Here is an 11,604-nt window from a genome sequence, read left to right as displayed (position 1 = left end):
GATCAGAGCTCCTTCCTGAGATCGACGACCCTGAGGAGCGCCGCCACGACCGCACCCATCAGGATGGTAAGCACCACGCCGGCCACCGCCGCGAAGGCCCATTTCAGCGAACCGACCTGGGTGACGATGATATTGCCGAGCAGATTGACCTTGCGGCCGGAAAGCGCGGCGGAAGTCGCGAACTCACCGAGAACCATGACCGAGACGAAGATCGCGCCGACGACCACGCCCGGCATCGACAGAGGCAGGATGATCGTGCGGAAGATCCGCCAGAAGCCGGCGCCGAGGTCCTGGGCGGCCTCGATGATCGAGGTGTCGATGCGGCCGAGCATGAAGGCGATCGGCCCGACCATGAACACGCAATAGATCTGCGTCATGCCGATGATCACCGACAGTTCTGAAAACAGCAGCACCTCGATCGGCGCGTCGGTAATGCCGAGGTTCATCAGGATCATATTGATCGCGCCCTCCTTGCCGAGCATCGGCCGCCAGGCGAGAACGCGGATCAGGAACGAGGTCCAGAAGGGAATGACGCACAGCACCAGAAGCACCGTCTGCAACGCCTTGTTCTTGACGAACAGCCCGACGAAAAGGGCGGCGGGATAACCGACCAGCACGGTTGCAACGAGCACGATCAGCCAGATGCGCACCGTGGTCCACAGCGCGCCCAGATAGGTGTCGCTGGTGAAGAAGGTGATCCAGCTCTTCAGCGTCAGCGTCGGCTCGATGGTAAACGTCGTCTGCGTCCAGAAGGACACGTAGACCATCATCAACATCGGCAGGACAAGAAAGAGGCTCATCCAGATGACGCCGGGTGCCAGGAGCCAGAGCGCCTTTCCGGGTGATTTCTTCTCGACGACGGGTTCCATTTCCGTCTCTTCCGCAACGGCCATCATGCTCATCTCTCATTCTCCGGGCGGGAACGGTGCGGCGCGCAAGCGCCGGGTTTTGCGAAATGGGGCTTACGCATAGACAAGGGCGTCCTCCCGCTTCCAAACGAGCGCGTAGCGGCCCTGTTCGGCATAGGTCTCGGGCGCTGCGTGGCTGAGGTGGCTTTCAACCTCGAAAACCCGGCCGTCATCGAGCGCGAAGAAGGAATTGACCGCGGCCCCGGAATATTCGCTGGCGACGAAATTGGCCTCGATCCGGATCTCGTCCTCGCCAATGGCGGCATCGCGTGGGCGGACGGAAACCCGGTCGTAGCGGATCGCGTAGGCGGGGGTCGCCGCCCGCGTCGGCGCTGAAGCGCCGAGCGCGAACCGGCCAGCGCCGCCGACGAACGCACCGGCTTCGATCCGCCCCTGAAAAAGGTTGTAGCAGTTGAGAAAGCGGGCAACGGCCGGAGACGCGGGCCTGTTGTAGACAGTGTCGGAATCGGCCGACTGGGCGATGCGGCCGCTTTCGAGCACCAGCACGGTGTCGCCCATGGCGAGCGCTTCGGCCTCGCTTCCGGTCACATGCAGGAAGGTGACACCGCAGCGTTCGCGGATCGCCCTCAACTCCGCCCGCATCCGGGCGCGCAGATTGGCGTCGAGCGCGCCGAGCGGCTCGTCGAGAAGCACCATGCGCGGCTCGGTGACGAGCGTGCGGGCGAGCGCGACACGCTGGCGCTGGCCGCCGGAAATCTGCGTGACCGCGCGGCCCTCGAGACCGGAGAGACCGACGAGGCTGATGATGTCGCGCACTCTCGCATCGACGACACGCCGGTCGGTGACGGGATCGACATCCCGGTTTTCCAGACCGTAGGCGATGTTCTGCGCGACGGACAGGTGCGGAAACAGCGCAAAATTCTGGAAGACGAAGCCGATGCCGCGCTTGTGCGGCGCGACGGTGTCGATGCGCTTTCCGTCAAACAGGATGGCGCCGCCATCGGGCTGCTCGAAGCCGGCAATGACCCGGAGCAGCGTCGTCTTGCCGGAACCACTCGGCCCGAGAAGCGAGATATAGGCATCGCCGGGCAAGGCGAGATCGATACCGCTCAGCGCGCGCATGTCGCCGTAGGTTTTGGTGATGCTCTTGAGCTGAAGGACCGTCGACATTGGTTTCCCGCCAGTTTGCCGCCGAGACGTCCGCCCCCAAAGCTTCGCCGTCGCCGGAGCCGACGCGGCATCCGAACGGACATGCGATTGCGGTCGCGCATGGTCACATGCGCGTCGGGGATGAAGGTCCTTTGCGGTTCAAAAAATAAGTTCCACCTGCACGCTTCTTCTGAGCGCTTGCATGTCACGAACAATGACATGAATGATTTTTGTATGCAATAGACTTTTATTCGCCATTTCGAGCGAGCAGAAGCCGCCCATCGCACGCCAAATGCTCGCAAAAGCCGATACGGCACCGAATGCGGCTCAGCCCCTGCGAAACCCTATGCAATCAGCGGTAAACAGCCACTCCACCCCTCCGTGCAAACGTGATGCCAAGGCGGCGGAATCATCATTTTTCGCTCTCGCATGGCTGTTTTACCGATAGCCAAACATCAAGGGCCGCCTCAAAACGCACATTTAATTTGCCAATCGGTATGCAAAATGCATTTATTTTCAGCTGTCACAGTCCCCGGCAAGTGGCGTAAAGAAAGAGGACGAAATTGCCAGCCAAACGGAAGACGCCCGACCGCATGAGCGAGCCACGCCTCGGCCAGAATACCCAGCGCCGCTATGAAATTGCCGAGGACGTGCTGCGCAGCAATATCGCCGACGGCATCTTGCCGGCGGGCCTCGTCCTGCTCGAGGGACCGATTGCCGAGATCCTGCAGATTTCGCGAGCGCCCGTGCAGCGCGCGCTCCTGCAACTGGAAAGCGACGGGCTCGTACACCGCTTCAAGGGCCGTGGTTATCTCGTCGGGCCGCCGGGCCGGGCGATCGAACCCAACCGCACCGACATCAAGTCGCTCGGGCTGACGATCCCGCAGCATGCCGACGAGGCGCTGCAGAGCCGCTCGTCCTGGGAGCGCATCTACACCGAAATCGAAAACGACGTCGCCGGCTGCGTCATCTTCGGCCAGTACCGCATCATCGAAAACGAACTGGCCAACCACTTCAGCGTCAGCCGCACCGTGGTGCGCGACGTGCTGACGCGGCTGCGCGAGCGCGGACTGGTGCGCAAGAACCAGAGCTCGCACTGGATCGCCGGACCGCTGACGGCCCAGACCGTCAAGGACCATTTCATGCTGCGCCGGCTGCTGGAGCCGCAGGCGCTGGCGCTCGGCGCCGGCCATATCGACCGGGACCGGCTTGCCGCCCTGTTCGAGAGGCTCGGCAAGCTCGACAGCCCGCAGGCCGCCGACGCCTGGCAGAGCCTTGAAGACATCCGCACGCAGTTTACCGAGTGCTGCGTGCTGGCGATGCCGAACGAACGCCTGCGCGAACTGATCCGCAACAACCTGCTGCCGGTGACGGCGACGGAACGGCTGCTGCGGCAGCTCGGTCTTCCCGGCGATCCCGCGGTGATCGCGGAAATCAGGCTGATCGTGGAGTTGATGACACGCGGCGCGACGGCGGCGGCGGCAGCGATGCTGGAGAACCATATCGACGCCTCGATGAACCGGACGATCGCGCAGATGAAGATCGTCGCGATCATTCCAGGCCCGAGCGTGACGGCCGCCTATCTGACGCGCGTCGTCGAATAGGCAGACGCGCGCGATACCGGCTTTCAGCGCGGCTACCGATTGTCCTTTCCGATGCCCGCGCGCCATCCCGGCCTCCCTTTCCCCGTCCCCTCAGGCAAGCGACGCGCGCAAGGCGCTGAGCCTGACGGTTTCCGCGGCCCTCGCCGCCAGCGCCTCGTCCATCGTCACCTTGACGAAGCGCGTCGGCGTGTGTGGCTGCATCTGCCCGATCAGGTCCATGTCGGCCGAGATCACCGTGCCGAGCATGAAGTAGCCGCCGCCCGATACCGCATCGCGATGCAGGATGATCGGCTCGGTTCCGCCGGGCACCTGGATGGAGCCATAGGGATAGCAGCTGTCGACGATGTTCGAGGGATCGGAACCGGCGCCGAACGGCTGTTCACGCTCGACGAAGGAGAGCTTGGTGCCACCACGGAAGCGGTAACCCATGCGGTCGGCCTCCGGCGCCACCTTCCATTCATCGGCAAAGAAGCTCTGTTTCGCCTCGTCGGAGAGACGGTCCCAATAGAGGCCCGGCAGGACGCGCAGGGCGACGGGTGCCGCCGCCAGGCGCCGCAAGGATGCATCGACCGAGCGTCCCTCGCCGGAGCCGTTGCCGGCACCGACGGGCAGTTCGTCGCCCGCAGCAAGCGGCCGGCCCTTGTAGCCGCCGAGCGCGCCGATCGGGTAGGTCGAACGGCTGCCGAGCGCCAGCGGCACGTCGATGCCGCCGGCAACGGCGATATAGATGCGAGCGCCGGATTTGAGGAAATCGAAGGTCAGGGTCTGGCCGGCACGAACGGCAAAGGCCGTCCATCCCGGCTGCTCGACGCCGTCGACCCTGACCGGCATGTCGGCGCCGGTCACGGCAACCACTGCGTCCTCGGTAAATTCGAGCTTGGGGCCAAGGAACACCGCCTCGAGACCGGCGGCACCCTCGTCGTTTCCGACGAGCAGGTTGGCGGCGCGCAGCGCATAACGATCCATCGCGCCCCCGAGCGGAATGCCGAGATGGAAGTAACCGGGACGGCCAAGATCCTGGACGGTGGTCGCAAGCCCGTGATGCAGAACCTTAATGGCCATTGATCATGCCCTCCAGCCGGGTGTTGTAGCCAGTGATATCCTTCTGGAATTCGCGCAGGTCGAAGCTGACCTCGCGGACCGGCGGACTGAAGCGCCCCTTGTCGACATCCTCGACCGCCTGGTCATAGGCGTCGCGGTCGATCGGCTTGAACTTGACGATATCGCCAGGCCGGAAGAACACCATGAAATCGCGGAGATAGCTGGTGGTCTGCGTCGGATCGAAGATCGGCATCGGCGTGATGCCGAACATCTGGTAGCCGCCGGCACCGCGCACCGAATAGATGCAGCCGAAGCAACCACCATGGCCAACGGTCAGCCGTGGCGTATCCGTGCGCGGGCGCAGATACTTCGGCACCTGGATCTGCCGTTGCCGCTCGACCATCTGGTACATGAACGGCAGGCCGGCAACGAAGCCGACCATCGAGACGAACCATGGCGAGCCGGAATGGGCGGCGACGAAATCGTCGACATCGCCGTAGCCGTTGATCCGGGTCGCATAGTCGAGATCGGTTCCCGACGGTTCCTGGTGGCGTTCACGAAAGCGCATCAGCGTCTCGTGCGTCCAGGGGTCGTTGTAGTAGACCGGGATCTCGACGATGCGGGTGCGGATGACGGGCTCGGCCCGCGCGGCTGCACCCTCGATGGCGCGCACTTCCCGCAGCACGTCATCGGGCTTGATGACATCGGGATCGAACTTGATCTGGAACGACGCGTTGGCCGGGCAGATTTCGGTGATGCCCTTGATGCCGCTCTCCTTGACGCCGTTGGCCATGGAGAGGCTCTTGAAGAAGGCTTCCAACGACATCTCGTCGCTGCATTCGACGAACAGGTGCTCGTCGCCTCCGAACGTGTATCGTGTCGGCATCACGCGACCTCCGCGGCACGGCCGCCATCGGCGGCAAATTCAGTTTCAAGCCAGGTTTCGAGAAAGCGGGTATGAAAGGCACCCTTGGCGATCTGCGGATCGGCAGCGAGCGCTCGATGCAACGGGATCGTCGTCGGCACGCCGTCGATCCTCAGGCGCTCCAGTGCCTGCGACAGGCGTGCCAGGCACGCCGCGCGGTCTTCGCCCCAGACGATCAGCTTGCCGAGCAGCGAATCGTAGAACGGTGGGATCACGTAGCCTTCGTAGAGCATCGTATCGAAGCGAATGCCCTCGCCTTCGGGCACGTCCAGCCTTTCGATCTTGCCCGGCGCCGGCATGAAGCCGCGCCTCGGATCCTCCGCGTTGATGCGGCACTCAATGGCGTGACCCCTGACCTTGATGTCAGCCTGGCGGATCGACAGCGGCGCGCCGGCGGCGATACGAAACATCTCCTCGACCAGATCGATGCCGGTGATCATCTCGGTGACCGGATGTTCCACCTGGATGCGGGTGTTGACCTCGATGAAGTAGAATTCGCGCGTCTCGTCGTCGTAGAGATACTCGACCGTGCCCGCGCCGCGGTAACCGACGGAGCGCGCAAGGGCTACGGCGCTGTCGCAGAGCTTCTGTCGCACCTCTGATGGAAGCAGGAAGGACGGCGCCTCTTCCCAGACCTTCTGCCGTCGCCGCTGCAGAGAGCATTCACGCTCATGGCAGTGCACGACATTCTTGCCGTCGCCGAGAATCTGCACCTCGACGTGTCGGGCGCGGGTAATGACCTTTTCCAGATAGAGGCCGCCATCGCCGAAGGAGGCCAGCGCCTCGGCGGATGCCTGCGGAAACTGGGTCTCCAGTTCGCACGCGTCGTTGACGATGCGGATGCCGCGACCACCGCCACCGGCCGCCGCCTTGATCATGACGGGATAGCCGGTGCGCTCCGTGACCGATAGCGCTTCGGCCAGGCTCGAGATCCGGCCGTCGCTGCCCGGCACCGTCGGCACGCCGGCCTTTTCGGCAACAGTGCGGGCCGCCACCTTGTCTCCGAGCAGGCGGATCGCATCACCCGATGGCCCAATGAAGATGAGCCCGGCGGCAACCACCGCGTCGGCGAAATCGCCGTTCTCCGACAGGAAGCCGTAACCGGGATGCACCGCATCGACATTGGCGCGTTTGGCCGCCTCAATCACGGCTTCGATATTGAGATAGGATTTCTTTGGCGCCGGCGGTCCGATTTCGATCGCCTCGTCGGCGAGCTTCACGGCCAGCATGTCGGCGTCGGCGGCGCTATAGACCTGGACCGTGCGAATGCCGAGCGCCCGGGCGGCGCGGATGATGCGAACGGCGATCTCGCCGCGATTGGCAACAAGAACCGAGCGCAGCTTCATTGCTCGACCTCGGCGATCACCTGGCCGGCCATGACGGGCTCTTCGTTGTCGACGAGAAAGCGGATGCTGCCGCCCGCCACACCGGCCTGGATCTCCTGAAAGGTCTTCATGACTTCGATCAGGCCGATGGCGTCGCTGGAGGAAACCGGGTCTCCATCCGTCTTGAACGGCGGGACATCGGGAGCAGACGAGCGATAGAAGGTTCCTGGAAGGGGCGATCGTATTTCGTGCTTGCTCATGGTTGCCTCCGCTATGTTATCTGGTTTTGACCTGAGAGGCGGGAGCGATGCGAATGCCTTCGGCACTCAACCCCTCCCGCATGAGGCGCACGATATCGAGCGCGCCCAGCGTATCGGAATGAAAACAGATGGATTCGAACGGGACGTCGATATCGGCGCCCGTGACCGTGCGCACGCGGCCCTCGCGGCAGGCGCGAACGACTTTGCGGGCGATAGCCGCCGCATCAGGCCGTCCGGCATCGCGGGTAAAGACGATCGAGCCGCTATCGTCATAATCGCGATCGGCATAAAACTCGCGAATGACGGGCTGGCCGACTTCCTGTGCCGCAAGCTCCGTCGCCGATCCGGCCATGCAGAAGACGAACGCGTTCGGCGCCACCGTGCGCATGTATTGCATGAAGATCTGCGACAGCTCGCGGTTGACGGCCATCTCCATGTAGAGCGCGCCATGCGGCTTCACGTGCTGCAAAGGTGCGCCGTGGCGCCGGGCGAATTCGCGGATTGCGCCGACCTGGTAGACGATGTCGTTGACGAGCTCGCGGGCCGTGCCGGCAATCTTCCGCCGGCCGAACCCCTGCAGGTCGCGATAGCCGGGATGCGCGCCGATACCGACGCCATGTTCGGCGGCAAGCCGAACCGTCTCATCCATCAGGTTGGGATCGCCGGCGTGAAAGCCTGCGGCGATGTTGGCAGAACTGATCAGCGGCATGAGCGCAGCGTCATCCGTATCGCCGATACGCCAGCGACCGAAGGCTTCTCCCATATCGCAATTGATGTCGACGACGTCGAGCAATGCCTCATCCCTCTGTTGCAGGTCGCTCTCCTGGAGATTGCTCTCCCGGCAACCCTGACCTCTCGGGAAACGCTAGGGTGAAACGGCGCATTTGAAAAATTCTATTTTCACATGCTCATTATCTGAATTTCAGAATTCGCAGTTGCAAAAGCCGCGACGGAAAATTAGCGTCTTCAGAAGGGCTTAGCCGATGATGCCCTAGAGATGATCAGCTGACTGCTCAAACACACGGCAGGCTTTCTGATTTTCTCAGCCGCATTATTAAAAAATCAGATGGGAATGCGTGATGTCGATGAGCCTTCGCCAGCTTCGCTATTTCGTCGCAACCGCCGAGCTCGGCCAGATATCGCAGGCGGCGATCGATCTTTCGATCTCGCAATCGGCGGTCACCACGGCCATCAAGGAACTGGAGCGCATCGTCGGCGCAAACCTGTTCCTGCGCACGCCGAGCGGCATGGACCTGACGATGGCCGGCCGGCAGTTCCTCTCGCACGCCTACGAGATCCTGAAGAAGGTGGATGAGGCGACACATCTCAACGTCGTCAGCAGTGCCGTCGAGGGCACGCTGGCAATCGCGGCCACCTATACCGTCATCGGCTATTTCCTGCCGCAGCATATCGAGCGGCTGCGGCGGCTGTTCCCGAAACTCGATGTGCAACTGTTCGAACTGAAGCGGGAATCGATCGAAGAAGGTCTGCTGACCAACCGCTACGACATGGCGGTGCTTCTGACGTCGAACATCCTCAATCCGGCGTTGACGACCGAAAAGCTGATGAGTTCGACGCGAAGGCTGTGGGTGCCGGCCCAGCATCCGCTGCTTCAGCGTGACAGCGTCGGCTTTCGCGAGATCGCCGAGGAGCCCTATATCATGCTGACGGTCGATGAGGCCGCACACTCCTCACTGAAATACTGGAGCGCCTCGACTTATCAGCCACGCGTCATCCTGCGGACTTCCTCCGTCGAGGCCGTGCGCTCGCTGGTCGCAAACGGCCAGGGCGTCGCCATTCTGTCGGACATGGTGCATCGCCCCTGGTCGCTGGAGGGCCGGCGCATCGAGACGATCAACGTGCGCGACACCGTGCCGGCCATGGATGTCGGCCTTGCCTGGCGCCGCGGCGCGGAGTTCACGCCGCCGATGCAGGCATTGCGGTCCTATTTCCAGCAGACGTTTCACATCCCGGGCGTGCGCGACGCGTCGTTCACCACGGCCTGATCCGCTCACGAAGGTCGGTCAGCCGACAGCCAGTTCCAACGCCCGGCGGTGCGCAGCGGCCGCCGCCCGCTTCACCAGATCGCCAAGACTTGGCTCTGCCGTGAAGATGTCGAGCGCGGCAGCCGTTGTGCCGTTCGGACTTGTCACCTGCCGGCGCAAATCCGCCGGCGAGAAGGCGCTGGCGCTGGCAAGTGCGGCGGCACCGCAGACGGTCTGGCTGGCCAGGGCTTGTGCCGTTGCCGCCGGCAAGCCCACGGCGATCGCTGCTTCCTCCAGGCACTCCATGAAATGGAAGAGATAGGCCGGCCCCGAGCCAGATATCGCCGTCGCTGCGTCGACGAGCGTTTCTTCCTTGAGCCAGTGAACATTGCCGACGGCGCCAAGCAGGCCGGTCACCTCAGCCATTTGGCCTTCGCCGGTGTGGACGTTGGCAAAGGCTGCAATCACGCCCAAGCCGATCGAAGCCGGCATGTTGGGCATGGCGCGAACGATCGCGGTCTCGCCAAGAGTGGCCTCGAAGCGCGCGATCGGCACGCCGGCGGCGATACTGATGAAGACAGCCTTTCCGCTGAACCGACTGTAAGCGCCGAGCACGGCACCGATGACCTGCGGCTTGACGGCGACGATGACGGCGCGAGGGCGCAACGCCTGTGGCAGGTCGCCCGCGTCTGCGTAGACCGTGGCGCCCGCGGCCGCCGCGCGGTTGCGCAGTTGATCCACAGGCTCGATCACATGGATCCGGTCGGCGGCAATGCCGGCCCGCCCGATCCAGCCTTCGAGCAGCGCAAACCCCATGTTGCCGCAGCCGACCAGCACGATCCCGTCAGACTGATCCATCCCTCTCACCTTCCTTCGTTCGCCGTGGCCACCAAGGTCATGGCCGCGCCAGCCGATCCCAGCAATTGTCGAGACCGGCGGGCAGCCGGTGCTTCATGATGCGCTGGCTCGGCGTGCGTTCGAACTCGTCGACGACGGCGATGTAGCGTGGGTTCTGGTAGGGCGCGAGCCGATGGGCGAGCCAACCGGACAGGTCGATCGGATCTATCGCGGCGCCCGGCTTCGGCTTGACGAAGAGCTTGATGTCCTGTTCGCCGACGTCAGCGGCGACGCCGATGATGGCGCAATCTTCCACCGCCGGATAGGCGGCGGCGACATGCTCGACCTCCCAGGCGGAGACGTTCTCACCCTTGCAGCGGACGCTGTCGGTCAACCGCCCATGGAACCAGAGATTGCCGTCCGCGTCGAAGGAACCGGAATCGCCGGTGTGAAGCGCGCCGTTGCGAAGCGCTTTTTCCGTCGCTTCGGGATTGCGCAGGTAGCCCTTGAACAGCGCCCCCTCAAGCGAGGTGCGCACGACGATCTCGCCCTTGTCGCCTGTTGGTACCGGCGCACCCTTGTCGTCGAGGATATCGACCGAGAACCAGGACATCGGCTGGCCGACGGCACCGACGACGCCGTTGGCGTTGCAGGTGGTGATGCTGGAGGCTTCGGTCATGCCGTAGCACTCGCGCATCTCGACGCCAAAGCGCTCCTTGAACAGCGGCCAGACCTCCTTCGGGCAACCGCCGCCCCAGGCGATCCGCACCGGATGCTCACGATCCCGCTCGCTTTCGGGCTGCTTCAGCAGGATCTGCAGGATGCCGCCGAGATAGTGGATATGGGTGGCGCCATAGTTGCGCACCTGGTCCCAGAACCGGCTGGCGCTGAACCTGTCGACCATGGCGAGCGAAAGGTCTTCGATGATCGGCAGCACGATCAGCTGCGCGCCACCGATATGGTAGAGCGGCTCCCAGACGAAGAAGACATCGCCGGGACCGGCCACCGAAAGCGTGCGCACCGCCTCGCCGGCAAGCCGGATCATGCCGTGGGTCACGAGCACGCCCTTCGGCCGGCCGGTGGTGCCGGAGGTATACATGATCGCAAACAGATCGTCGGCGGCAGGCGGCGCCTCCTCGAAGGCGGCACCCGAAGACAGGATCGTCTCGAGCGACGTCGCACCCGCCGGTTCGCCGGCGAGAATGAGCCCGGCCGCGGGTAGCGCGGCACCACTTTCGGCGATCGTTTCGGCAAGCTCGGCGTCACAGATGACAACGCCCGGTTCGCAATGTTCGAGGATATAGCGCAGGCCCTCGCCGCGCAGCTGGGCATTGACCGGCACCCAGACGACGCCGGCCTTCGCGAGGCCAAAGAGCACGGCAAGCGACAGCCGCGAATTGCGCATCATGACGGCGGCGCGATCCCCGGATTTCAGGCCGCGCTGGCGCAATTCGGCGGCAAGGGCTGCCGACATCGCGTCGAGCGTGGCGAAGGTGATCGGCTCGCCGTTGAAACGGGCAAACACCTGTTCCGGTTTGCGGGCAGCCTTGGTCGTGAAGCTTCCGAGGAAGCCTTCGAGAGATACGGTCATGGGAAGATCTCGAATAGC

Annotated in this window: 11 protein-coding genes; 2 read left to right on the top strand and 9 right to left on the bottom strand. The window is 63.8% G+C overall.

All coding sequences use genetic code 11. The features are described from left to right. Positions 1-2 precede the first annotated feature (2 nt). Positions 3-893: an ABC transporter permease gene (locus tag RTP54_RS17915; RefSeq protein WP_409517165.1), complete on the bottom strand. Its 891-nt coding sequence runs from the start codon at positions 891-893 to the stop codon at positions 3-5. A gap of 69 nt (positions 894-962) precedes the next feature. Next, positions 963-2,039 (bottom strand): ABC transporter ATP-binding protein, encoded by a 1,077-nt coding sequence (locus tag RTP54_RS17910; protein WP_112832965.1) that lies wholly within the window; start codon positions 2,037-2,039, stop codon positions 963-965. A 572-nt stretch (positions 2,040-2,611) separates the two neighbouring features. Between RTP54_RS17910 and RTP54_RS17905 the strand changes: the two genes are divergently transcribed. Continuing rightward, the gene (locus RTP54_RS17905; RefSeq protein ID WP_112806218.1) at positions 2,612-3,622 is read left to right on the top strand and encodes a GntR family transcriptional regulator; all 1,011 of its coding nucleotides are present in this window, start codon (positions 2,612-2,614) and stop codon (positions 3,620-3,622) included. 90 nt (positions 3,623-3,712) lie between these two features. Here RTP54_RS17905 and RTP54_RS17900 read toward each other — a convergent pair whose 3' ends face one another. Genes RTP54_RS17900 through RTP54_RS17880 form a run of 5 tightly spaced genes read right to left on the bottom strand, consistent with a single transcriptional unit; the run spans position 3,713 to position 7,966 of the window. Further along, a complete protein-coding gene (locus RTP54_RS17900) occupies positions 3,713-4,684 on the bottom strand; it encodes a biotin-dependent carboxyltransferase family protein (protein WP_312364723.1) in 972 nt (323 codons plus the stop codon). Continuing rightward, positions 4,674-5,549 carry an allophanate hydrolase subunit 1 gene (locus RTP54_RS17895; protein WP_312364721.1) on the bottom strand — a complete coding sequence of 292 codons (876 nt, stop codon included), beginning with the start codon at positions 5,547-5,549 and terminating at the stop codon, positions 4,674-4,676. The genes RTP54_RS17900 and RTP54_RS17895 overlap by 11 nt, the downstream gene beginning before the upstream one ends. Continuing rightward, complete coding sequence (locus RTP54_RS17890; RefSeq protein WP_312364719.1) at positions 5,549-6,934, bottom strand: acetyl-CoA carboxylase biotin carboxylase subunit; 1,386 nt, start codon at positions 6,932-6,934, stop codon at positions 5,549-5,551. The genes RTP54_RS17895 and RTP54_RS17890 overlap by 1 nt, the downstream gene beginning before the upstream one ends. After that, positions 6,931-7,173 carry an acetyl-CoA carboxylase gene (locus RTP54_RS17885; protein ID WP_112806226.1) on the bottom strand — a complete coding sequence of 81 codons (243 nt, stop codon included), beginning with the start codon at positions 7,171-7,173 and terminating at the stop codon, positions 6,931-6,933. The genes RTP54_RS17890 and RTP54_RS17885 overlap by 4 nt, the downstream gene beginning before the upstream one ends. A gap of 16 nt (positions 7,174-7,189) precedes the next feature. Next, positions 7,190-7,966, bottom strand: coding sequence for a 5-oxoprolinase subunit PxpA (locus tag RTP54_RS17880; protein ID WP_312364716.1), 777 nt, complete (start codon positions 7,964-7,966; stop codon positions 7,190-7,192). Positions 7,967-8,252: 286 nt separating this feature from the next. On the opposite strand from RTP54_RS17880, the gene RTP54_RS17875 reads away from it, so the two are divergent. Then, a complete protein-coding gene (locus RTP54_RS17875) occupies positions 8,253-9,179 on the top strand; it encodes a LysR family transcriptional regulator (protein WP_112815945.1) in 927 nt (308 codons plus the stop codon). A gap of 18 nt (positions 9,180-9,197) precedes the next feature. On the opposite strand, the gene proC is transcribed toward RTP54_RS17875, so the two are convergent. Next, positions 9,198-10,016 (bottom strand): pyrroline-5-carboxylate reductase, encoded by an 819-nt coding sequence (gene proC / locus RTP54_RS17870; protein WP_312364715.1) that lies wholly within the window; start codon positions 10,014-10,016, stop codon positions 9,198-9,200. Between the two features lie 37 nt (positions 10,017-10,053). Beyond that, on the bottom strand, positions 10,054-11,586 hold the full coding sequence (locus RTP54_RS17865; protein ID WP_312364713.1) for an AMP-binding protein: 1,533 nt from the start codon (positions 11,584-11,586) through the stop codon (positions 10,054-10,056). Positions 11,587-11,604 lie beyond the last annotated feature (18 nt).

It is taken from the genome of Ensifer sp., from assembly GCF_031989085.1.
Classification (GTDB): domain Bacteria; phylum Pseudomonadota; class Alphaproteobacteria; order Rhizobiales; family Rhizobiaceae; genus Ensifer.
This window is presented reverse-complemented; position numbering and strand designations above follow the sequence as displayed.

Coding starts and splice junctions, on each gene's coding strand:
- RTP54_RS17865 (WP_312364713.1), bottom strand. CDS start 11,586: ATGACCGTATCTCTCGAAGGCTTCCTCGGAAGCTTCACGACCAAGGCT.
- RTP54_RS17910 (WP_112832965.1), bottom strand. CDS start 2,039: ATGTCGACGGTCCTTCAGCTCAAGAGCATCACCAAAACCTACGGCGAC.
- RTP54_RS17875 (WP_112815945.1), top strand. CDS start 8,253: ATGTCGATGAGCCTTCGCCAGCTTCGCTATTTCGTCGCAACCGCCGAG.
- RTP54_RS17885 (WP_112806226.1), bottom strand. CDS start 7,173: ATGAGCAAGCACGAAATACGATCGCCCCTTCCAGGAACCTTCTATCGC.
- proC (WP_312364715.1), bottom strand. CDS start 10,016: ATGGATCAGTCTGACGGGATCGTGCTGGTCGGCTGCGGCAACATGGGG.
- RTP54_RS17905 (WP_112806218.1), top strand. CDS start 2,612: ATGAGCGAGCCACGCCTCGGCCAGAATACCCAGCGCCGCTATGAAATT.
- RTP54_RS17915 (WP_409517165.1), bottom strand. CDS start 893: ATGGCCGTTGCGGAAGAGACGGAAATGGAACCCGTCGTCGAGAAGAAA.
- RTP54_RS17900 (WP_312364723.1), bottom strand. CDS start 4,684: ATGGCCATTAAGGTTCTGCATCACGGGCTTGCGACCACCGTCCAGGAT.
- RTP54_RS17890 (WP_312364719.1), bottom strand. CDS start 6,934: ATGAAGCTGCGCTCGGTTCTTGTTGCCAATCGCGGCGAGATCGCCGTT.
- RTP54_RS17895 (WP_312364721.1), bottom strand. CDS start 5,549: ATGCCGACACGATACACGTTCGGAGGCGACGAGCACCTGTTCGTCGAA.